Source organism: Usitatibacter palustris, assembly GCF_013003985.1.
Classification (GTDB): domain Bacteria; phylum Pseudomonadota; class Gammaproteobacteria; order Burkholderiales; family Usitatibacteraceae; genus Usitatibacter; species Usitatibacter palustris.
Genome location: NZ_CP053073.1, coordinates 1,656,241 through 1,676,537, shown reverse-complemented (window position 1 = coordinate 1,676,537; position 20,297 = coordinate 1,656,241). Strand labels below are relative to the sequence as shown.

Below are 20,297 nucleotides of genomic sequence, written 5' to 3'. Positions count from 1 at the left end.
GGGTTACTCCACGAGCGTGGGCGTAAAGGTCCAGGACCAGTTCTCCGCGCCCGGGATGGTGAAGCTCTTCTTGTCGGCAGAGACCTTGAACGGCGAACCCTTGAGCATGTCGCCCATCCCGAGGATCTCGAGTTTTGCGGACAGGCCCACGTGCACCACGACATTTTCCTTCTTGCCGGCAATGGCCCGCATCGAGCAGCTCGCCGGATAGTTCGACACGCTCGCGGGCGGGAAGGTACGCGTGCCCTTGATCTCGAGGAGGTCGCCGAGCATGGAATGGGACACGCTCTGGAAATGCTCGTACGGACCCTTGAGCTGCGGCGGTCCGCAGTTCGTTCCGTCGGATTTGAGGTTCGTGACCTCCGTCGTCGCATCGGTGATGACCAGGGGGCTTGTCATCTTTCCGTTCCTGACGTCCCAGGTGAACTCGAGCGTGATGCGATCGAGCACTTCGCCCTTGCCCTCGTAGTCGCCGAAAACCACGGGCTTGCGCGCCTTGTGCACGCCTTCGACGCGGTATTTGACGACCTTCGCTGCCGCCCATTTCTGCGCAAGGGCCATGTCCTGCGCGGCCGACTGCAGGGGCACCGCGCACAGGAACACCGCGACGATCGGGATCGATCTCTTCATGGAAAGCACCTTTCGTTGGGTTGCGTGCCTACTAGAACGGAAAAGGCTCAGAAAGTCGGCCTCAGCAGGCTCGCCATGTGCTCGAGCAGCTCCACGTCCCGGTCACTGATGGGGCCGGGCGAGAGGTCGAAATGGCAGATGCTCCCGAACATCTTTCCGTCGCGGTCCCGGAGCGGAACGCCGCAGTAGCGCTTCACCGTCGCGCGGTTCGCGTGACCCTCGACGCGATCGTCCTCCGGCGCATCGCTCACCAGGAAGGCACTGTGGAGATCGCGCACGAAGACGCAGTACGAAGCCTCGACGGGGATGTCGTCGCACTTTTCCGCGTGCGGATTCTGGCGGTCGTAGAAAGTGATGTTGCGCAGCGTGCCACCATCGAATCGATAGAGCGACGTGAAGCGATGCACCGTCGTCGAGTTGAGGAAGACCACCGCCGCGCGCACGCCGTCCGATGCGTAGACCTGCCTCAGCTTCACCACCGCATCGTCGTTCGCAGGCAACGTCGTCATCGAATCATCCTGGCGCCACTTTCGTCGCCTGGGACCAGACGACTTCCCAGTGCGAATCGCGCAGCTCGTAGGTGTCGATGTGCCAGCACTGGAACGGCGCGGCACCGCCTTCGAGCTCGAGGGTGGCCTGGTAGCGCAGCACCGCGCTCGTGTCGTGCATGCGCACGGCGATCGGGCCCGGCTCCCAGCGCAGGTAGCGCAGCGTGCCCTTCTCCACTTTCCCGAGGTACTGCTCGCGCGTGAACGAGCCCCCGCCGGGCGTGACGAGCTGGAATTCCGGTGAGTGCAGTTGCTGCGCAAGCGCAACGTCGCGGTCGACGAGCGCCTTCAGGCGCGAGCGCTCGATGTGGCGCAGGTGATCCTCGCGCGAGGCGTGGCTGGCGGACTGGTTTTCGTGATTGATCATCGCTCCCCGCGCCGGCCTCGTGGCGGGCCGTTCGCGAACATCCTACGCCACGCGGACCGGACCTAGTAAGGCGTGCCGTCCTTGTGCGTGAAGCGGAAAACTCCGTCGACGAATTCCGCCCGAAGGTCGTCGTCCGGATAGGTCACTTCGTCGCCGGGCGTGCGGTCACCGACCTCGAGATACAAGACGTCCTCGTCGGTTTCGTTCACCAGTTGATGGGCGTCGCCCGTTCCCGCCGGAAAGCCCGCGCACATTCCCGCCGCAAGCTGCGTGCGTCCTTCGTTGGTCACCAGCGTCGGGCGGCCTTCGATCACGTAGATGAATTCGTCCTGCTTGGTGTGCGCGTGGCGAAGTGCGGTGACGCCGCGCGGGCGGATGCGAGTGATGTTGACGCCGAAGTTCGTGAGGCCGAAGAGGTCGCCCAGGGTGTGCTTGATCCTGCCCGCCGAGAGCAGCGAGGCGAAAGGTTCGGGCGCGTAGGACTGGCGCGCGCGCGGAGGTACGTCGGCTGCGAGGATGGCGATGGGCTTGCGTTGCGACATGGTCACTTTCTCGAGAGTTGCCGGAGGGCGTCCTTGCCGACCCAGCGGGTGTGGGCCTCTTTCGATTCCGAAAGTTTCTTCGCGAGGGCCATCGCCGCTCGCTTGAGCGCGGGGCTCTTGCGCTGGCCGATCCCGCGCAGCGCCCAGTTCACGCCCTTCTTCACGAAGTTGCGATCATCCGCTGCGCCCTTCTCGATGAGCGGGAGCATCGCGAGGAACTTCGCGTCGGGTTCTTCCTTGCGGTGAAGTGCGAGGCACGCCATCAGCGCGAAGCCGCCGCGCTTCACGAATTCCTTTTCGGAGGCGGACCACTTCTTCGCGAGTTCCCACGCATGAGGCGTCTGGTCGAAGAGCTTGAAGCACGCGGTGTCGCAGTCGGCCCAGTTCTCGAAGCTCGCGGCCCACGCGTTCATCTGCGCCTTGGTCACCTTCTCCGGATCGCCGACCATCGCGGCGAGGAGGCGCGCCTCGTAGCAGCCGCTCTTCCACAGCGCGAGCGAGAGCGCCTGGTCCGTGCCGAACTCCTTGAGGAACGCGTTGAGTGTCGCCATCGGAACGCCGACGACCTTGAGCTTCGTGACGATGCCGAAGCGCCCGAGGCCTTCGGCCACGCGCTTCGAGCCGCGCTTCTCGAGCCAGGCGAGCGTGAATGCGACGCTTACGGGGCTCGCGAGCGGCTTTGCCTTCTTCGCCATTTACTCCACCAGCGTAGGCGTATACGTCCAGGTCCAACCCTTCGTGCCCGCCATCGAGAAGCTCTTGCGGTCCGGTGCGATGGTGACGGCGCCGGGCATGTGCGGAGCCCCAAGGCTCTTCGGATGCACCCCCACGCCGACGTGGACCGCTTCTGGCTCCTTGCCACCGGCGACAGGACTCATGGAGCAACTCGCCGGGTAGTTGGAGATCTTCGCGGGCGGGAAAGTGCGCGTTCCCTTCACCTCGATGAGGTCTCTCCCCATCATCGTGACCGACGTGGACTGGAAGTGCTCGTAGGGGCCATTCAGTTGCGGCGGCCCGCAGTTGGTCCCATCCGATTTCAGGTTGCTCACGTCCGAGGGGAAATCAGTCACCTTGGGCTCCCCGATCAACTTCCGACCCTTCTGGTCCCAGGTGTACTCGACCGTGAGGCGGTCGGTGACATCGCCCTTGCTGCCCATGTCGCCCTTCGCCACCTGCACACGAGCCTTGAACACGCCCTCGACGCGCCACGAGACGACCTTCGCCGCGGACCATTTCTTCTCAGTCGCCGCGTCCTGGGCCGCGGACTGCAGCGGCATGGCACCCAGGAACATCGCGAGGATCGGGATCGACCTGTTCATGGCGAGCAACCTTTCGTGAGTTGTCGCCCATCGTGCCTCACATCGTCGGCACCTGCAGCGAGGCGCCCTGGAGACTCTCGCGTGAACAGGGATCGCGACTAATCACCGTTACCTAGTTCACACATTTCGTAAACATATGTTAGCTTTGGCCCGGTTGCCGAGATGTCGGCCCGAGCCGTCCGGTGGCAACCAAACATCAAGCGGGAATCCCAAGGGAGGGATCAATGTTGATCGGACAGCCGTTCGTGGGCGCGTTTGTGCGCCGCGTCGCCACATTCGCAATCATCGCGCTCGCCACCTCGGCTTCGGCCGTTGTGAACACACCCGGAAAAGCCAGCGTCGATCTTGCTGGTAACTCCACATACAGCATCCCGATCGTGGTTCCTCCGGGGACCGCCGGCATGGTTCCGTCGATCGCCCTCTCCTACAACAGCAGTCGGCCCAATGGAGTTGCGGGCGTTGGCTGGGGCGTTGCCGGCTTGTCTGCGATCACTCGCTGCCCAGCGATCATGGCGACCGAGGCCGTCGTGGGCGGCGTCAAGCTCGATGCCCAGGATCGGTTCTGCCTCGATGGACAAAAGCTCGTGGTGCACGGCTCGGGCGTCTATGGCGCCATTGGGACCGAGTACCGGACTGAAGCGGAGTCCTTCACGAAGGTCGTGTCGTGGGGCAGCGTGGGTGGCGCCCCGATCTGGTTCCAGGTCTGGACCCGCGATGGACTCATAAAGCAGTACGGTGGCGCTAATGACGCGCGCATCGAACCCCCTGGGTCTGTCGTGCCCCACACCTGGGCCCTGGACCGGGTTACGGATCGCAGCGGGAACTACTACACGATCAATTACAACAGGTACCCCTCGACGGGCGAGTTTGGGATTTCGCGAATCAACTACACGGGCAACGATCCCGCGAGCAAACCACCCTTTGCGTCGATCCAGTTCGAGTACACGGGGCGATCCGACATCCAATCGGGTTACATCGCGAACTACCTGATCAAGGCCGAGAAGCGCCTTTCGAACATCAAGACTTATGTGGGCTCGACACTCGTTCGCGATTACCGCCTCGCCTATCAGGACTCTCCCACCTCACGACGTAGTCGGCTCGTGTCACTCACTGAGTGCGAAGGTGGAGGCGCGTGCCTCGTGCCGACCGCCTTCACTTGGGGCGACGCTGGCGGCGGCCTTGCAAGCTCATCGGGTACAGCCACCGCCGTTGGTTCGCCCGGATTCGTCCAGAAAGCCATCGTCGGCGACTTCAACGGTGATGGAAAACAGGATCTGTTCCTCAACCGCGGCAGCAGCACGATCAGTCTCATTTGCCTGGGGCCCGAGCTGACGACTTGCACCAACTTCTATCTCGAGGCCGGCTCGGTGGTGGATGTGGGCGACGTTGATGGCAACGGCATATCCGACCTTGTGATTCGCGGCGGTGTGGACGGCCTCCTGAAGGTCTGTTTCGGACCTGCCCTGACCGGCGAGTACGACCCCGCCTCCTGCGGCGCCTTCCCTGGCACCAGGTTCGACCACAAGCTGGTCGTTGGCGATTTCAACGGGGACGGAAGGTCGGACGCATTCGTCTGGCTGCCGCAGATCGATTGGCGGACGCCACAAGGCCTGTACTGCAACTTGTCGGCAATGATCGCGAATCCGAACGTGGGCTGCACAGTCGGTCCATTGGTCGCCGGCGTGAACGACACTGTCCATGCAGGCGACTTCGAAGGCGATGGCACGGCGATCGTGCGCATCACCGACGCCGCATGGAACGCTGCGTATTCGACAGTGGTCGGGGACTTCAACGGCGACGGCAAGCTGGACTTCATTCGGGAATCGTCGACTGACATCCGCTTTTGCCCGGGTCCGGGCATCCTCACCGGCGATAACTGCCAAGTAATCGGCGGCACCAGCGCCGGCGACTGGAAGGCCGTGTATCAAATGGTCGCCGGGGATTTCAACGGCGACGGAGTCACGGATCTGATCCTGCTTTCATCCGGGAGTTGGGTCGGACTATGCATGGGCCCTGGCGTAGCCACGAGCATAAGTTGCACAACCGTGAACTGGAGTGATTGGCGGAACGCGGTCGTTGCTGCGGGCGATTTCAACGGCGACTCCAGCGCCGATCTCTTCCTGGTTCTTGCGGGCCAGAGTTCGAAGGCTCTCGGTGGGGGCGGCGTCCCTGACCTGCTTGCGTCGGTGTCGAACGGCATCGCCTCGCCTGAAACCTTCACGTACAAGCCGCTAACGGATCCTGCGGTCTATACAAAGGGCACAGGCTCGGTCTACCCAGTCCGCGATACGCAGTTCCCGATCCCGGTCGTGTCCCAGTCGTGCAAGAGCACGGGCATTGGCGGTACTGCGTGCCTCGACTACCAGTATTGGGGCGCGAAGCTCGATCTCGCGGGACGCGGATTCGTCGGGTTCAACCAGATCAAAGCGAACGACGCCGCGGCGGGACGCTACGCGATGTCGAGCCTCGCGCAGACGTACCCACTGATCGGTCGACAAACGTCCACGCAAACCTACGTGGGCGCCGATCTCGTGAAGAGTGTCGAGTATGTCTATAGCAATAACCAGAGCTTCGAGCAGCGCGACTTCAGATACCTGGGCGCCGTCACGGAGATCGTCCATGGCCTGGAGGGTGAGTGGAAGAATGAACGCAGGACCTTCGGCACCGACGCCTACGGGAACGTTGTCGGCGCCAACACGTACTTCAGTGAAAACGGAAACTTTGCCGAGGCATCAACCTCGCTGATCGAGTACGTGACCACGACGTTCACCAACGATCCGGCGAACTGGCTCTTCGGACGAGTAACGGTCAAACAGGTTCAGCGGCAGTTCTGGCCCGGCGCGCCCATCACGCGGCGCACCGAGTACTCATATTTACCCGGGACGCTTCTGGTGAGCCAGGAGATCGAAGAACCGCTGGAGAGCGGTCTGCGAGTCCAGAGGGACATTGGTCGCGATGTGTTCGGCAACGTGAACCTGGAAACGATTAGCGCCCAGGGCATGGAGACCCGCACCACCAGCTGGGCTTATGACCCGCAGGGGAGATTTGCGACAACGCACACCAACGCCTTGGGGCACGTGACGACAACCGCGTACGACGCTCGCTTCGGACGCGAGACGTCGATTACAGATCCCAATGGGCTTACTACGTCGAGGACCTACAACGGCTTTGGTCACCCCACCCTCGAAACTCGCCCTGACGGGACGCAGACGACAACGATTTACACGCTGTGCAATCCCTGCGGCGCCTTCTCGAGCAACGCTCCGCCCGGTTATTTTATCTCTCGCTACACGACCGGCAACTCCCACGCGACTCAGGAGTGGTTTGACACCCTGGGTCGGAGGATCGCGACCTCCAAGCGAAACTTCGACAACACGGACTGGGTTGATGAGGACGTCCTCTGGTTTGGAGCGAGGTTCCGCAACACCCGAAAGTACCTTCCGCATCTCCGGAACAGCGGCCCCAAGCCATTCACCGAGATGGCCTACGACCTCAGGGGACGGCTGTCCACGTCGACTGCACCGGATCTGGGCGTCACCACCTACACCTACACGACTCCGGCTGGATCGGGCCCGATCACCACGACGATGCGCGATGCACGCAACTTTGAAACCAAGACAGTACGGAATTACCGTGGCCAAGTGCTCCAGGTGATCGATGCGCACAACAAGACCACCTCGTACGAGTACACGCAGCTTGGCCAGCTGACGCGGGTCACCGATCCGGCCGGCAACCAATCGAACATGTACTACGACATCAAAGGGCGCCTTGGTGCCCGCAATGATCCGGACCTCGGGTACTGGACGTTCGGCTACGACCCGCTGGGACAAATGACGTCGCAAATTGATGCGAAGTCGCAGATGACGACATTTGCCTACGACAAGCTTGGCCGGAAAACGCACCGCGTTGAACCGAGCATGAGCGCCTACTGGAACTGGGATGGGAGCCCCAACAAGGGGATTGGGAAGCTCTACTTCTCGACCACCGGGAACGTTGGCCGCAACTTCACCTATGACAACTACGGCCGCGTCGCGACGATGACACTGGTCGACGCAACTCAATCCCCGCAGACGAACTACGATCTCACGACGACTTACGATTCCGCCGGCCGGCCGAACACCCTGACCTATCCGACTGGATTTGCCACTAAGAACGTCTACAACAGCGTCGGCCACCTCGCCGAAGTCCGAAACAATGCGACAAACGCGCTGTTCTGGAAGGCCGTCGACAAGGGGCCCGCTGGAGTGAAGGAAGAGGATCTCGGCAACGGGACGTTCCGAGTGAACGTCTACGATCCGAACACGCAACGGATCGTTCAGATCTTCACCGCGCGCGACTCGGACTCGGCGACACTCTCAAACCTCACGTATGCCTACGATCAAGTAGGGAATCTCAGCGCGGCAGGCGATCACGTTCAGCTGTTCACTGAGACGTATGGATACGACGCACTCAATCGCCTGACGAGCGTGGCGGGTCCGGCACCGAAGTCCTATGCCTACAACGACATTGGCAACATTCTTTCGAAATCCGACGTGGGAACGTACACCTACCCGAGCTCCGGCAAAGTGCACGCGGTGAGTTCTGCGGGCGGCGTCAGTTACACGTACGACCTGAACGGAAACATGATCACGTCGGGGAGCAAGACGCTGACGTGGTCGAGCTTCAACATGCCCGCAACCGTGCAGGTCGGGGCCAGCGCACATAGCTGGCTCTACGATGCGGAGTTGCAACGCGTGAAGCACCTGGCGCCGACCGAGACCACTATTTATTTCGGGTCGGGAAATATGGTGTTCTACGAGAAGGTCGTGAGCGGGGGAGTAACCGAACATCGGCACGTGGTGCACGCCGGCGGTAAACCCATTGCGCAGTACACGCAGCGCTCAGTCGGGGCCTCCGACAATCGCTATCTTTATCAAGATCGCCTGGGCTCGACATCACTTGTGGCCAATGAGACTGGCGCAGTCACTGAACGGCTCTCCTATGATGCTCAGGGCAAGCGCCGTCTCTCGAGTGGTGCCGACGATATCGCGGGCGCGCTGACAGGACTTGCCACTGACCGGGGCTTCACCGGTCACGAGCACCTTGACGACCTTGGCCTCATCCATATGAATGGCCGGCTCTACGATCAACGTATTGGGAGATTTGCATCTGCGGACCCTCTGGGTGTCACCGTCCTCAACGCTCAAAGCTGGAATCGTTTCAGTTACGTTCTCAACAGCCCGCTCCGGTATGTAGATCCGACCGGCTACTTTCCAGAGGATTCCAGCGACCCCGCCCCAACGGACGAAGAGCCCGGCGATGACGACGACCCATATGGGCGCGACCAGAGAGACCAAGATAGCGGCTCAGGTGGGTGCCGCGAGGATGTTGTCTGCGTAACTGGTCGCCGCATCCGACCGACGCCACCTGCCGCAAGCGAGCCGCCTGCCGGGGTGAACATTCCGGGCGGAGGGGTGACCGGCATCAATGAGTGGCCAAGAGGTCCCGGTGGCATATACACGAACCCGGATCCCTATTGGGGCAAGTGGCCAGGGGGAACGCCGTTTCCTGGTGTCGATCGAGGAGTGCTACCACCGCCGCCGCCGCCGCCACCTCCGCCGCCGCCACCTGTGCCGCTCCGTCCGCCGCCACCGTGGATACGGATCCTCGGCGGAATAGGCTGGATTCTGACACCCTCTCCCCTAGGATGCGGCGATTACCCTGAGGTGTGCGTGGACGGGATCGTAAGGAACCGAACGTTCATTGGTAACCAACCGAGGAGATGATGTTCAAGACCCGACGGGAAGAACTCCTCAGGCGGGCACTGAGCGCCTATGCCGGAGAGCACGTATTGTCGTACGTGCTTTCACACGGCGAGGAAGCGCTGAAACCGGCTCAAGTAAGTCGTGATTTGACTATTCTTTTTGTCGATGTGGCCCGGTTCAAGATGCCTGTCGCCGGTCTTGACCCGGGTCGAATCCTTGAGTGGCAGACTGCCTATCTAGACGTAGTCGCGACGTCGGTACTTGCCACAACAGGGACCCTGGACTCCTATTCCGGCGATGCATCGTGCAGTTGGTGGGATTCGGAGATCCCGCATCACGCAGATCGAGCGTGCCGCGCCGCCCTTGACATCCGCAGCGGCGTAGCCAATTTGAATGCCGCCGCACCTGCGCGGGGATTTCCCACTATCGAGGTCTCGGTCGGGATACATCGCGGTCCCGCAGCGATAGGTCCCTATGGATCGAAAGATCGACTCCGGTTCGGCATTTTGGGAGACGCAGTAAATCTCGCGAGCCAGCTATGTGGAATCGCGGGCAATCTCGACCCAGCACAGATAGTCATATCGGATGCCGTGTATTCGCGGTTGCAACCCGGGATTTCGGCAACGAAGTTCGATGAGGTGCCGGCACGCGACGGTACCCAAATGGCGCTTTTCTCATTGGGGGCTTGAGCGATTTCCGGGCGCAAACTTGCGAGCAACTCGGTGCAGGAAAAAAGCCCACAGGCGAATGTGGGCTTTTTCTTTCTAATGCTGGCGGAGAGGGTGGGATTCGAACCCACGTTACGTTGCCGTAAACCAGATTTCGAGTCTGGCGCGATCGACCACTCTGCCACCTCTCCGGGTGACACGACAGCCGGCAATTATAGCCGAGAGGGGCTGCTCAACGCACCTCCCGTCAGCCGACGTTGATGAGCTCCACGTCGAAGACGAGCGTCGCATTGCCGGGAATCACCCCACCCGCCCCGCGCGCGCCGTAGCCCATCTCCGGAGGGATGATGAGGGTGCGCTTGCCGCCCGTCTTCATGCCCTTCACGCCTTCGTCCCAGCCCTTGATCACCTGGCCCGAGCCGAGGTGGAACTGGAAGGGTTGGCCCCGGTCGACGGAGCTGTCGAACTTGCGGCCCTTGCCCTCGGGCTTCGAGGGGTCCTGCAGCCAGCCGGTGTAGTGCACGGACACGGGGCCGGAAACGGCCTCGGCGCCGGTGCCGACGACGGCGTCGCTCTTGATCAATTCACCCATTGCGAACTCCGGTTTCGTTGGAACGGCCGCCAGTATCGCATCGGCCCCGGCGTATGCGACGATGCCTCTCCGAAATTTGTGAGCAAACGCCATGCGCATTCCCGCCTGGTCCCAGGAGCAAGCCCCGCGCGACCCCGAACTGGTCGAAGTCATCCTCAAGCGGCGCGGAGGGGAGCTCATCAACCTCGACAAGGCGCTGCTGTGGAGCGAGCCCCTCGCCCGCGGATGGAACGTGTTCCTGCGAGCGGTCCGACAGGAATTCGCGGTCTCGCCGCGCCTGAAGGAGCTCGCGATCTGCACGGTCGCGCGGCTCACCGGCGCCGAGTATGAATTCATCCACCACGCGCCCGAGTACATCAAGGCCGGTGGACCCGCGGAGCTGCTGGAAAAGCTGCGCGATCCCGATGCGGCCGGGAAGGACGCGTCGTTCTCCGACGACGAGCGGCTCGCTATCCGATACGCGATCGCGATGACGCGCGAGGTGAAGGTCCCCGACGCCCTTTTCGCGGAGCTGCGGGCCCGGTTCAATACCACCGAGCTCGTCGAGCTCACCGCGGCCATTGGGACGTACAATCTGGTGGCGCGCTTCCTTGTCGCGCTCCAGGTCAACCCCGAATCGTGAGCAAGATCGTCCATCGGAGCCTTCGCGGCACCCTGCCCTTTGCGGTTTCCGCGCAGGGCGTGCACATCACCGACCACGAGGGCAAGCAGTACATCGATGCCAGCGGCGGCGCGGCGGTCTCCTGCCTCGGCCACCAGCATCCGGATGTGCTCGCCGCGATGCACGCGCAGATCGACACCGTGGCCTACGCGCACACGAGCTTCTTCACCACGCAGGTCGCTGAAGACCTCGCTGACACGTTGGTCGCCAATGCGCCTGCCGGCATCGGTCATGTTTATCTCGTGAGCGGTGGGTCGGAAGCAATCGAGGCGGCGCTCAAGATGGCGCGCCAGTATTTCGTGGAGACGGGCGAGCCGGATCGCTCGGTCTTCATCGCCCGCCGCCAGAGTTATCACGGCAATACGCTCGGTGCGCTCGCAGTCGGTGGCAACGAATGGCGCCGCAAGCAGTTCGCGCCGATCCTCATCGACGTGGGCCGCGTGTCGCCGTGCTACGCGTATCGCGACCAGCTCGCCACGGAAACACCGGAGCAGTACAGCGAGCGCCTCGCGCAGGAGCTCGAAGCAACGATCGCGGAGATCGGTGCGAAGCGCGTGATCGCGTTCGTGGCCGAGACCGTTGTCGGCGCCACGCTTGGTGCAGTTCCGCCCACGCCCGGTTACTTCAAGCGCGTGCGCGAGATCTGCGACCGCCACGGCATCCTCCTCATCGCCGATGAAGTGATGTGCGGCATGGGTCGCACCGGCACGCTGCACGCGGTCGAGCAGGAAGGCATCGCGCCCGACCTCATGGCGATCGCGAAGGGTCTGGGCGGCGGCTATCAACCGATCGGTGCCGTGCTCGCCTCCACGAAGATCGTCGACGCCTTCCGCAAGGGCAGCGGCCTCTTCCAGCATGGACACACGTACATCGGCCATCCGGTTGCAGCGGCGGCCGCACTCGCGGTGCAAAAGGTGATCGCGCGCGACAAGCTCCTCGACCAGGTGAAGGCCCGTGGCGCGTATTTCGAAAAGAAACTGCGCGCGACATTCGGCAACCATCCGAACGTCGGCGACATCCGCGGCCGCGGCCTCTTCTGGGGCGTGGAGCTCGTGGAAGATCGCGCGACCAAGAAGCCGTTCGATGCCGCGCTGAAGCTCCATGCGAAAGTGAAGGCCGCCGCGATGCAGGCGGGCCTCATGTGCTATCCCATGGGCGGCACCATCGACGGCGAGCGCGGCGACCACGTCCTGCTCGCCCCCCCGTTTATCATCTCCGAAGCGGCGCTCGATCAAGTCGTCGAGCGGCTCGCAACGGCCATCGAATCCGGCACGCGTGCCTTGAAGCACGCGGCCTGACACACCCGACGTCCAACCAAGAGGAGCCTCACTGATGAAGACCCCGATTCGTACCCTGGCGCTGTGCGCGGCAATCGCGACGAGCTTCGCGCTGCCCGCATTGGCCCAACAGAAATACGTGACCATCGGTACCGGCGGCGTCACCGGCGTGTACTACGCCGCGGGCGGCGCGATCTGCCGCCTGGTGAACAAGGACCGCGCCAAGCACGGCCTGCGCTGCTCGGTGGAATCGACCGGCGGCTCGGTGTTCAACATCAACACGATCAAGGCCGGCGAGCTCGACCTCGGCGTGGCGCAGTCGGACGTGATGTACAACGCCGCCAAGGGCCTCGCGCAGTTCAAGGACGGCGGCGCCTACGGTGACCTGCGTGCGGTGATGAGCCTGCACCCGGAGCCCTTCACGGTGCTCGCGCGCAAGGAAGCGAACATCAAGAGCTTCGCCGACTTCAAGGGCAAGAAGTTCAACGTCGGCAACCCGGGTTCGGGCACGCGTGCCTCGCTCGAGGAGCTGATCGCTGCGATGAACTGGAAGCTCACGGACTTCGCGCTCGCCTCCGAGCTCAAGGCCGACGAGCACGGCCCCGCGCTGTGCGACGGCAAGATCGACGGCTTCTTCTACGGCGTGGGCCACCCCTCGGCCAACATCCAGGACCCGACCACCTCGTGCGGCGCGAAGCTCGTGTCGATCACCGGTCCCGCGGTCGATGCCCTGCTGAAGGACAAGCCTTACTACGGCCTCGCGACGATCCCCGCCGGCCTGTATCCGAACAACCCGCAGGAGACGAAGACCTACGGCGTGCTCGCCACGCTCGTGACCTCGTCGAAGGTTCCCGCGGACAGCGTGTATGCGATCACGAAGGCCGTGTTCGACAACTTCGAAGAGTTCAAGAAACTCCACCCGGCCCTCGCGAACCTCAAGCCCGAGGACATGGTGAAGAACGGCCTCTCGGCCCCGCTGCATGAAGGTGCCGCGCGTTACTACAAGGAAAAGGGCTGGATTAAGTGACAACGCGGTGCGTTGTCATCCCGGAAGCCGGGATCTGCTGTAGTCGTTAAGCATCGGGGCGGGCCGCAAAGCCCGCCCCGATTTGTTTCCAGATGGACCATTGAGGGGTGGGACCATGACCGACAAGAACGAGGCGGTGAAGCCGTCCGAGGACCTGCAACAGATCGTCGCCGAAGCCGACACCGGAGGCCGCAAGGTCAAGGGATTCGTCGGGCAACTCATCTTCTGGGTGGCCGTCGGATGGTCGCTCTTCCAGCTCTGGTACGCGTCTCCCCTGCCCTTCATCCTGGGCTTTGGCATCCTCAACGACACCGAGGGCCGGTCGCTGCACCTGGGCATCGCGCTCTTCCTCGGGTTCCTCTGTTATCCGGCGTTTAAAAAATCGTCGCGGACATCCGTCGCCTGGTACGACTGGATCCTCGCGATCGCGGGCGCGCTCGCCGGCGCCTATTTCCTGCTCTTCTATGCGCAGCTCGCCACGCGCCCGGGCCAGCCCAACATGCAGGACATCGTGGTCGCCACCGTCGGCCTCATGCTGCTGCTCGAAGCCACGCGGCGCGCGGTCGGATTGCCGATGACGGTGCTGGCGATCCTCTTCCTCGTCTACATCCTTTTCGGGCGATACATGCCTGACGTCCTCGCGCACAAGGGCGCCTCGTGGGAACGGATGCTTTCGCACCAGTGGCTCACGACCGAGGGCGTGTTCGGCGTGGCGCTCGGCGTGTCATCGGCGTTCATCTTCATTTACGTGCTATTCGGAGCTCTGCTCGATCGGGCAGGCGCCGGCAACTACATGATGCAGGTCTCGATGGCGCTGCTCGGCCACCTGCGCGGCGGTCCCGCGAAGGTCGCGGTGGTGTCGTCGGGATTGAACGGCCTGATCTCCGGCTCGTCGGTCTCGAACGTGGTCTCGGGCGGAATCTTCACGATTCCGCTGATGAAGAAGGCGGGCTATGGCGGCGTGAAGGCGGCGGCGATCGAGACGATGAGCTCCGTGAACGGGCAGATCATGCCGCCGGTGATGGGTGCGGCGGCGTTCCTGATGGTCGAGTACGTGGGCATCTCGTACACGGACATCTGCAAGCACGCTTTCCTGCCGGCGGTGCTCTCGTACATTTCGCTCTTCTACATCGTCCACCTGGAAGCGCTGAAGATGGGCCTGCCCGCCTTCGCACCCGGACGTGACCGCAGCGCGAAGGAAAAGATGATCGCGTGGGGCCTGGGCCTTTCGGGAACGATCGTCGTCCTTTGCGCGATCTACTGGGCCGCCGAGGCCGTGAAGCTCGCCGCCGGCGCCGCCGCGCCGTGGATCCTGGGCTTCGGGCTCGCCGCGCTCTACGTGTGGTGCATCCGGGTCGCCGCGAAGCAGCCGGACCTCCCGCAGGACGTCGATGTGAAGAACCCGGTGCTGCCCGAGACCTGGCCCACGGTGAAGGCCGGGCTGCATTTCATGATCCCGATCGGCACGCTCATCTGGTGCCTGATGATCGAGGAGCTCTCGCCCGCGCTCTCCGCGTTCTGGGCCACCGTCGTGCTGATGCTCTTGATGGTCACCCAGGGTCCGCTCACGACGTTCTTCCGGGGCCAGACGTCGGCGGTGCTGAAGGAAGCGAAGGCCGGCGCGTGGCAAGTGATCGAAGGCATGAACGACGGCTCGCGCAACATGATCGGCATCGCGATCGCCACCGGCACGGCCGGCATCATCGTGGGCGGCATCACGCTCACCGGCCTGGGCCTGCGCATGACGGAGTTCGTCGAGTTCGTCTCGATGGGCAACGTGGTGATCATGCTGCTCTTCACCGCGTTCGTTTGCCTCGTGCTGGGTCTCGGCGTACCGACGACCGCGAACTACATCCTGGTCGCGACGCTGATGGCGCCGGTGATCGTGGAGCTCGGCGCGCAGTCGGGCCTCGTCATTCCGCTCATCGCCGTCCACTTGTTCGTCTTCTACTACGGGATCATGGGGGACATCACGCCACCCGTCGGGTTAGCGAGCTTCGCGGGAGCTGCGATCGCGGGCGAGGATGCGATCAAGGTCGGCCTGCAGGGCTCGGTCTATGCGCTGAGGACCGTGGTGCTGCCGTTCGTGTGGATCTTCAACTCGCAGCTGCTGCTCATCGACGTGCACGGCTGGTGGGAGCTCGCGGTCGTGGTGTTCGCCTCGACCATCGCGTGCCTGGTTTTCGCCGCGGCCACGATGAACTGGTTCCAGACGAAGAGCTTCTGGTGGGAGACCGGTTTGCTGCTGGTCGCGACGTTCATGCTGTTCCGCCCGAACTTCTTCATGGACAAGCTCTATGAGCCGTACGCCGTAAAGCCCGCGAAGGAGATCTACCAGATCGCCAAGGACACGCCCTCCGACTTTCCGCTCGTCCTCGTCATCGAAGGCACGAACGTCGAGGGCGACGACGTGAAGAAAACCGTCGCGGTCCAGCTCACCAAGCCCGGCGAAGGAAAGCTGCGGCTATCGGAGGCGGGCGTCACCTTCACGGTCCTGGGCGATGAAGTTCGCATCGGCACGGTGAAATTCGGCAGCCGGGCGAAGCGCGGCGGGTTCGAGCAGGGCTGGAAGGTCAAGCAGGTTGAGGTCGATTCCGGTTCGCCGTCGGCGCACTGGGTCTTCATCCCCGCGTTCGCCCTCATCGCCTTCGTCTACTTCAATCAGCGCCGCCGGATGAAGACCTGAAAAAGGGGACAGTCCCCTTTTCCGAAATGGGGACTGTCCCCTTTTTTCAGGGCGCGAGGTGCCGCTGCAGCGCGGCCTTCTCGAGGAGCTGGGTGAAGTAGAAGGCGTAGCCGTCCGCGGTGGGGTGGATCAGGTCCTCGCTGAAGAAGCGGTGCGGCTCCTTGAGGAACGGGTCGCGTTCCGGTTCGCACACGAGGTCCACGAACGTCGCGCCCGTTTCCTTCGCCAGGCGATCGAGCATCGCGCGGATCTCCTGGATGCGCCACATGAGGATGTGTTGCGCGGGCCAGAAGAAGAACGGCGACATCGCGAAGTTGCCGCCCGGCATGAGGATCACCTTGGCGCCGAGGCCATGCGCACGATCGACGACCGCGCGCATGTGCTGCTCAACGCTCTTGATGCTGTGAAGTCCCGCCACGTCGTTGGCGCACATCTGGATCAGCACGACGTCGGCATGCGAATGGGAAAACTGCTCGAGCTGGCCCATGGCGTCGCACGCCCGGCGGCCGGGCTTCGAGTAGTTGTACAGGCGAGCGTGCGGGAAGGCATCGGCGATCCGGCCGGCCACCGATTCCGCGGGCGTCATCGCGCCCACGCCCACGGCGAGGCTGTCGCCGATCACCACGATCGTCTTCGAGAAACGCTCGCGCTCGGCCTGGGCGCAGGCGGCACGCGCCGAGAGCTCTTCCGCGCGGGCAATGCGGCGACGGTAGATCGCCGCCTGGCTGGCGATGAAGAGGATCAGCGTGACGGCAACGAGAAGAATGGCGAGGAGCATGGCCACAGCATCGCGTCCGACACCCCTCCGGAATATAGGAAGGGCCGCCGACTGTAGGACGGAACCGTCCTACAGCATCAGGGCCGGTTGCGGATCACTGCGACGGCTCGGTCCATCCCGATGTAAAGGTCGTTGCCGACGATCGCGAGGTGCCGCGGTTCCCGGAGCAAGCCCGGGAGGGCGCCCGCCATGAAGCCCGGCTGCCCTGCTACACCTGCCACGGTCGTCATGGTGCCGACCGGGGTGATCTTGCGGACGGTGTGCGTGCCCGAATCCGCGACATACACGTTGCCCGCCGTGTCGACCGCCACCGCGCTCGGCTGGTCCTGGAAGGACGATCCACTCGAGATCACCGTGATTGCACCACTCACGGGGTCGACGCGATTGACGGTTCGACTGCTGAAGTCGGCTGTATAGAGATTGCCGGTGGAATCGACGGCCAACCCCGTGGGCCGGAGGATATTCGAGGTTCCGCCTGCGCCCGGCGTGGCGATGATCGTCGTGGAATTGCCCTGCGGCGAATAGCGCGTGATGCGTCCCGTGCAAGTCGGGGGCGACGGCTGCGGCGGTGCACACGTCCCAGACGCGATCAACATGTTGCCCGCCCCATCGACGAGGAGGCCATGCATGTCCGGGAAAAGAACCGTCTGGAAAGGCGTGGTGACGGCGCCGCCCGCGGTGACCTTGCGGACATACGACACTGCGCCGACTACACCGGACGCGCCGGAGACGAGCGTGTCCGCGACACTGATCGTTCCGTTTGCATCGATGGCTACGTGGCGCGGACTGTAGAAACCCGCGGCCGAGCCGGTTCCATCCGTCAACGGCGGCGCCGTGCCGCCCCCCGCGAGCGTCGAAACCTCGCCCGCCGGAGAAATCCTGCGAACTGCGCGAACCTCCGCGGCACCGTCTCCCACGTAGAGCGTGCCGGACCCGTCGGCCGCGAGACCCTGGATCAGACCGAACCTCGCATTGGCTCCGACGCCATCGACGTAGCCCGAGGCATCCACATTGCCCGCGAACAGTTGCAGTGAAGCGGTGGGCGGATTAGGACCGGGGTCGGAACTCGAATCGCTGTCGGAACACGCGCCGACGAGCAGGAGGGTCGATGCCATCGCTCCGACGACCAGGCGATGTAAGGAATTCTTCATGTTGGCGAGCCTTCTTGTTGTTTGCTCGCGGGTTCGAGCAACGGGCCGCCCGTTTTGTTCCCGGCCCGTACCCGCATGCGATAATTTCGCCCGCCGCGCCCCGGTAGCTCAGTGGATAGAGCGGTCCCCTCCTAAGGGACAGGTCGCACGTTCGATTCGTGTTCGGGGCGCCACTTCATCATTCAAGCCACGGGAGACGCCATGCTGCTCCGCCCATTCTCGTTCGCGCTCATGTTGTGGGTCGCCGGATGTGCAACCTCGCCCTATGTCGGACAAGAGGCGCGGACGATCAAGACGCTTTCGGAGAAGGAAACGGCAGACCTGCTGGCGGGTGCTGGCATGGGACTCGCGAAGGCCGCTGAGCTCAACGGCTATCCCGGGCCCATGCACGTGCTGGAGCTATCTTCGCAGCTCGCGCTATCGCCGTCGCAGTTGTCGGCCGTGGAGGCGACGTTGAAGACGCACAAGGCGGAAGCGCGCGCGCTTGGGATGGAGGTCGTGACGCTCGAGCAGGAACTCAACCGCCTCTTCGCGAACAAGCAGGCGTCGGCCGCGCAGGTCGATGCCCTCACGGAGCGCTTGGCTGCGGCTTCGGGGCGCCTGCGAGCGTCCCATCTCAAGGCTCACGTCACCATCACGAGCGTGCTGACGCCCGAGCAGGTCGCGAAGTATGCGGAACTCCGGGGTTACTCGGGCGCGGGCAAATCCGGCCATCACTCTTGACGCGCTAGGGCGTCGGCGTCAGCCCATGGCGGCGGCGCGCCTCGAGGCAACGCTCATCGCCCGGCACCACATCGCGACATACGGGCGGACGCTGCTCATACACGGAGCAGCGCACTCGTTCCCCGACAGCGCCCTGGAGCGCTACGCAACGCGGTGACGCACTGTTGCTCCCCGCCATGCACGCCATCACCGGCGTGATCTTCTCCACCATCGATTCAGGCAGCGACGCGCCGTCGGACCAATAGAAGGAAACGCGGTAGCTCGCGCAGCACGCGCCACACGATGTGCACTCGTAGGACATTGGCCGAGCATAGCCGAGGGCGGGGATATAGACTTGGCGGCACTCGGACAGGAGGCAGCCATGAAAGCGTACGGCGCGGAATTCCTTGGAACCTTCTGGCTCGTATTGGGTGGCTGCGGCAGCGCGGTACTGGCCGCGGCATTCCCGAATGTCGGCATCGGCCTGCATGGCGTTTCGCTCGCCTTCGGCCTGACCGTCCTCACGATGGCGTTCGCCATCGGACACATCTCCGGCTGCCACCTCAACCCGGCTGTTTCCATCGGGCTGTGGGCGGGCGGCCGCTTCCCCGCGGACAAGCTCCTGCCCTACATCGCGGCCCAGGTGATCGGAGGCATCGTCGCGGGTGGCGTGCTCTACCTGATCGCGAGCGGAGCCGAAGGGTTCGATGTCTCGAAGGGCTTCGCCTCCAACGGCTACGGCGCTCACTCGCCGGGCGGCTACTCGCTGCTCGCCGCGGCGCTGACCGAAGTCGTGATGACGATGTTCTTCCTCATCATCATCCTCGGCGCGACGGACTCACGCGCACCGGCCGGCTTCGCGCCGATCGCGATCGGCCTCGCGCTCACGTTGATTCACCTCATCAGCATTCCGGTGACGAACACGTCGGTGAATCCCGCGCGCAGTACCGGCGTGGCGCTGTATGTCGGCGATTGGGCGCTCTCCCAGCTCTGGCTCTTCTGGCTCGCGCCGATCGTCGGTGGCGTGCTGGGTGCTGCGGCGTATCGCTTCGTCGGGAGCGAGCCGGAATCGGGTTGAGCTGGAGGCGGCGCGCTACTCCTTTGCGCGCTTCCAGGCGGTGAAGAGTGCTGCGCCGCCGGCAAAGATGAAGATGACCGCGAAGCCCATTCGTTCCGACATCTCCGAATCGCGCTCCGCGGCCCGGCGGATGCCACGTGCGGCAGTCGGCAGGAACGACTCGATGGTGTCCAGCGATGCGGTGAGGAGCAGGTAGGCGCCGAAGAAGGACGCCAGGCCGATCACCACGCCGAGCGCGATGATGACCCAGTGAAATACCCGCGACGTGCCGCCCGGGCGCATGGACAGGATGTTGTCCATTTGCCTCCCCACGCTGCGCGCCCACTCCTCAGGCACGGGAACGCCCTTGATCATGAACGTGAGGAAGGGCCAGGCGAATACGGCACCGGCGAGGGCCCGGAGGATCTCGCCCTTCAGAAGTCCGTCGATGAACACCAGGACGGCGATCAGCGCGGCGCATCCGAACATGATGCGGACCTTCGTGCCGGGGTCCTTCCAGACGTATTTCGTCATGCCGACGTATCCTC

The 20,297-nt window shown here is 63.6% G+C and carries 19 protein-coding genes and 2 tRNA genes; 9 read left to right on the top strand and 12 right to left on the bottom strand.

Annotated features, from left to right (window positions below):
- Nucleotides 1-3: 3 nt before the first annotated feature.
- The 6 genes from DSM104440_RS08495 to DSM104440_RS08470 all read right to left on the bottom strand — a co-directional run bounded on the left by DSM104440_RS08495 (nt 4) and on the right by DSM104440_RS08470 (nt 3,406).
- Nucleotides 4-630 carry a hypothetical protein gene (locus tag DSM104440_RS08495; protein ID WP_171161594.1) on the bottom strand — a complete coding sequence of 209 codons (627 nt, stop codon included), beginning with the start codon at nt 628-630 and terminating at the stop codon, nt 4-6.
- Between the two features lie 47 nt (nt 631-677).
- The gene (locus DSM104440_RS08490; protein ID WP_171161592.1) at nt 678-1,139 is read right to left on the bottom strand and encodes a GAF domain-containing protein; all 462 of its coding nucleotides are present in this window, start codon (nt 1,137-1,139) and stop codon (nt 678-680) included.
- Nucleotides 1,140-1,143: 4 nt separating this feature from the next.
- Entirely contained in the window at nt 1,144-1,545 is a 402-nt protein-coding gene (locus tag DSM104440_RS08485) for a nuclear transport factor 2 family protein (RefSeq protein ID WP_171161589.1), read from the bottom strand.
- A 62-nt stretch (nt 1,546-1,607) separates the two neighbouring features.
- Complete coding sequence (locus DSM104440_RS08480) at nt 1,608-2,087, bottom strand: cupin domain-containing protein (protein ID WP_171161587.1); 480 nt, start codon at nt 2,085-2,087, stop codon at nt 1,608-1,610.
- Between the two features lie 2 nt (nt 2,088-2,089).
- Nucleotides 2,090-2,782: a DNA alkylation repair protein gene (locus DSM104440_RS08475; RefSeq protein ID WP_171161586.1), complete on the bottom strand. Its 693-nt coding sequence runs from the start codon at nt 2,780-2,782 to the stop codon at nt 2,090-2,092.
- Nucleotides 2,783-3,406, bottom strand: a complete 624-nt coding sequence (locus DSM104440_RS08470; RefSeq protein WP_171161584.1) for a hypothetical protein — start codon at nt 3,404-3,406, stop codon at nt 2,783-2,785. It abuts the gene before it with no gap.
- 224 nt (nt 3,407-3,630) lie between these two features.
- Here DSM104440_RS08470 and DSM104440_RS08465 point away from each other — a divergent pair, with 224 nt between their 5' ends.
- Nucleotides 3,631-9,171 carry an RHS repeat-associated core domain-containing protein gene (locus DSM104440_RS08465; protein WP_171161582.1) on the top strand — a complete coding sequence of 1,847 codons (5,541 nt, stop codon included), beginning with the start codon at nt 3,631-3,633 and terminating at the stop codon, nt 9,169-9,171.
- Complete coding sequence (locus tag DSM104440_RS08460) at nt 9,168-9,839, top strand: adenylate/guanylate cyclase domain-containing protein (RefSeq protein ID WP_171161580.1); 672 nt, start codon at nt 9,168-9,170, stop codon at nt 9,837-9,839. Before DSM104440_RS08465 ends, DSM104440_RS08460 begins: the two co-directional genes overlap by 4 nt.
- Nucleotides 9,840-9,921: 82 nt before the next feature.
- Here the strand turns inward: DSM104440_RS08460 and DSM104440_RS08455 are convergent.
- Both DSM104440_RS08455 and DSM104440_RS08450 read right to left on the bottom strand, forming a co-directional pair.
- A tRNA-Ser gene (locus tag DSM104440_RS08455) sits at nt 9,922-10,009 on the bottom strand.
- Between the two features lie 56 nt (nt 10,010-10,065).
- Nucleotides 10,066-10,410, bottom strand: coding sequence for an FKBP-type peptidyl-prolyl cis-trans isomerase (locus DSM104440_RS08450; RefSeq protein WP_171161578.1), 345 nt, complete (start codon nt 10,408-10,410; stop codon nt 10,066-10,068).
- Nucleotides 10,411-10,501: 91 nt separating this feature from the next.
- Here DSM104440_RS08450 and DSM104440_RS08445 point away from each other — a divergent pair, with 91 nt between their 5' ends.
- From DSM104440_RS08445 to DSM104440_RS08430, 4 genes are all read left to right on the top strand, one after another.
- Nucleotides 10,502-11,032, top strand: a complete 531-nt coding sequence (locus tag DSM104440_RS08445) for a carboxymuconolactone decarboxylase family protein (RefSeq protein WP_171161576.1) — start codon at nt 10,502-10,504, stop codon at nt 11,030-11,032.
- A complete protein-coding gene (locus DSM104440_RS08440; protein ID WP_212758269.1) occupies nt 11,029-12,369 on the top strand; it encodes an aspartate aminotransferase family protein in 1,341 nt (446 codons plus the stop codon). Before DSM104440_RS08445 ends, DSM104440_RS08440 begins: the two co-directional genes overlap by 4 nt.
- Before the next feature lie 34 nt (nt 12,370-12,403).
- Entirely contained in the window at nt 12,404-13,375 is a 972-nt protein-coding gene (locus DSM104440_RS08435; RefSeq protein WP_171161574.1) for a TAXI family TRAP transporter solute-binding subunit, read from the top strand.
- A 115-nt stretch (nt 13,376-13,490) separates the two neighbouring features.
- Nucleotides 13,491-16,061, top strand: coding sequence for a TRAP transporter permease (locus tag DSM104440_RS08430; protein WP_171161572.1), 2,571 nt, complete (start codon nt 13,491-13,493; stop codon nt 16,059-16,061).
- Between the two features lie 46 nt (nt 16,062-16,107).
- Here DSM104440_RS08430 and DSM104440_RS08425 read toward each other — a convergent pair whose 3' ends face one another.
- Both DSM104440_RS08425 and DSM104440_RS08420 read right to left on the bottom strand, forming a co-directional pair.
- Complete coding sequence (locus DSM104440_RS08425) at nt 16,108-16,839, bottom strand: SGNH/GDSL hydrolase family protein (protein ID WP_171161571.1); 732 nt, start codon at nt 16,837-16,839, stop codon at nt 16,108-16,110.
- A 77-nt stretch (nt 16,840-16,916) separates the two neighbouring features.
- Nucleotides 16,917-17,990 carry an NHL repeat-containing protein gene (locus DSM104440_RS08420; protein WP_171161570.1) on the bottom strand — a complete coding sequence of 358 codons (1,074 nt, stop codon included), beginning with the start codon at nt 17,988-17,990 and terminating at the stop codon, nt 16,917-16,919.
- 97 nt (nt 17,991-18,087) lie between these two features.
- On the opposite strand from DSM104440_RS08420, the gene DSM104440_RS08415 reads away from it, so the two are divergent.
- Nucleotides 18,088-18,163, top strand: a tRNA-Arg gene (locus DSM104440_RS08415).
- Nucleotides 18,164-18,191: 28 nt separating this feature from the next.
- Nucleotides 18,192-18,713, top strand: a complete 522-nt coding sequence (locus tag DSM104440_RS08410) for a Spy/CpxP family protein refolding chaperone (protein WP_171161569.1) — start codon at nt 18,192-18,194, stop codon at nt 18,711-18,713.
- A gap of 4 nt (nt 18,714-18,717) precedes the next feature.
- Here the strand turns inward: DSM104440_RS08410 and DSM104440_RS08405 are convergent, their stop codons facing one another.
- Entirely contained in the window at nt 18,718-19,014 is a 297-nt protein-coding gene (locus DSM104440_RS08405; RefSeq protein ID WP_171161568.1) for a YkgJ family cysteine cluster protein, read from the bottom strand.
- A 60-nt stretch (nt 19,015-19,074) separates the two neighbouring features.
- On the opposite strand from DSM104440_RS08405, the gene aqpZ reads away from it, so the two are divergent.
- Nucleotides 19,075-19,770, top strand: a complete 696-nt coding sequence (gene aqpZ / locus DSM104440_RS08400) for an aquaporin Z (protein WP_171161567.1) — start codon at nt 19,075-19,077, stop codon at nt 19,768-19,770.
- A gap of 15 nt (nt 19,771-19,785) precedes the next feature.
- Here the strand turns inward: aqpZ and DSM104440_RS08395 are convergent, their stop codons facing one another.
- Nucleotides 19,786-20,283 (bottom strand): hypothetical protein, encoded by a 498-nt coding sequence (locus DSM104440_RS08395; RefSeq protein ID WP_171161566.1) that lies wholly within the window; start codon nt 20,281-20,283, stop codon nt 19,786-19,788.
- Nucleotides 20,284-20,297 lie beyond the last annotated feature (14 nt).

What these genes read in the sequence shown, in the direction of transcription:
- DSM104440_RS08470 (WP_171161584.1), bottom strand. Translation starts at nt 3,406, where the DNA reads ATGAACAGGTCGATCCCGATCCTCGCGATGTTCCTGGGTGCCATGCCG.
- DSM104440_RS08435 (WP_171161574.1), top strand. Translation starts at nt 12,404, where the DNA reads ATGAAGACCCCGATTCGTACCCTGGCGCTGTGCGCGGCAATCGCGACG.
- DSM104440_RS08425 (WP_171161571.1), bottom strand. Translation starts at nt 16,839, where the DNA reads ATGCTCCTCGCCATTCTTCTCGTTGCCGTCACGCTGATCCTCTTCATC.
- DSM104440_RS08465 (WP_171161582.1), top strand. Translation starts at nt 3,631, where the DNA reads ATGTTGATCGGACAGCCGTTCGTGGGCGCGTTTGTGCGCCGCGTCGCC.
- DSM104440_RS08430 (WP_171161572.1), top strand. Translation starts at nt 13,491, where the DNA reads ATGACCGACAAGAACGAGGCGGTGAAGCCGTCCGAGGACCTGCAACAG.
- DSM104440_RS08475 (WP_171161586.1), bottom strand. Translation starts at nt 2,782, where the DNA reads ATGGCGAAGAAGGCAAAGCCGCTCGCGAGCCCCGTAAGCGTCGCATTC.
- DSM104440_RS08420 (WP_171161570.1), bottom strand. Translation starts at nt 17,990, where the DNA reads ATGAAGAATTCCTTACATCGCCTGGTCGTCGGAGCGATGGCATCGACC.
- DSM104440_RS08460 (WP_171161580.1), top strand. Translation starts at nt 9,168, where the DNA reads ATGATGTTCAAGACCCGACGGGAAGAACTCCTCAGGCGGGCACTGAGC.
- DSM104440_RS08480 (WP_171161587.1), bottom strand. Translation starts at nt 2,087, where the DNA reads ATGTCGCAACGCAAGCCCATCGCCATCCTCGCAGCCGACGTACCTCCG.
- DSM104440_RS08450 (WP_171161578.1), bottom strand. Translation starts at nt 10,410, where the DNA reads ATGGGTGAATTGATCAAGAGCGACGCCGTCGTCGGCACCGGCGCCGAG.
- DSM104440_RS08410 (WP_171161569.1), top strand. Translation starts at nt 18,192, where the DNA reads ATGCTGCTCCGCCCATTCTCGTTCGCGCTCATGTTGTGGGTCGCCGGA.
- DSM104440_RS08395 (WP_171161566.1), bottom strand. Translation starts at nt 20,283, where the DNA reads ATGACGAAATACGTCTGGAAGGACCCCGGCACGAAGGTCCGCATCATG.
- DSM104440_RS08485 (WP_171161589.1), bottom strand. Translation starts at nt 1,545, where the DNA reads ATGATCAATCACGAAAACCAGTCCGCCAGCCACGCCTCGCGCGAGGAT.
- DSM104440_RS08495 (WP_171161594.1), bottom strand. Translation starts at nt 630, where the DNA reads ATGAAGAGATCGATCCCGATCGTCGCGGTGTTCCTGTGCGCGGTGCCC.
- DSM104440_RS08490 (WP_171161592.1), bottom strand. Translation starts at nt 1,139, where the DNA reads ATGACGACGTTGCCTGCGAACGACGATGCGGTGGTGAAGCTGAGGCAG.
- aqpZ (WP_171161567.1), top strand. Translation starts at nt 19,075, where the DNA reads ATGAAAGCGTACGGCGCGGAATTCCTTGGAACCTTCTGGCTCGTATTG.
- DSM104440_RS08405 (WP_171161568.1), bottom strand. Translation starts at nt 19,014, where the DNA reads ATGTCCTACGAGTGCACATCGTGTGGCGCGTGCTGCGCGAGCTACCGC.
- DSM104440_RS08445 (WP_171161576.1), top strand. Translation starts at nt 10,502, where the DNA reads ATGCGCATTCCCGCCTGGTCCCAGGAGCAAGCCCCGCGCGACCCCGAA.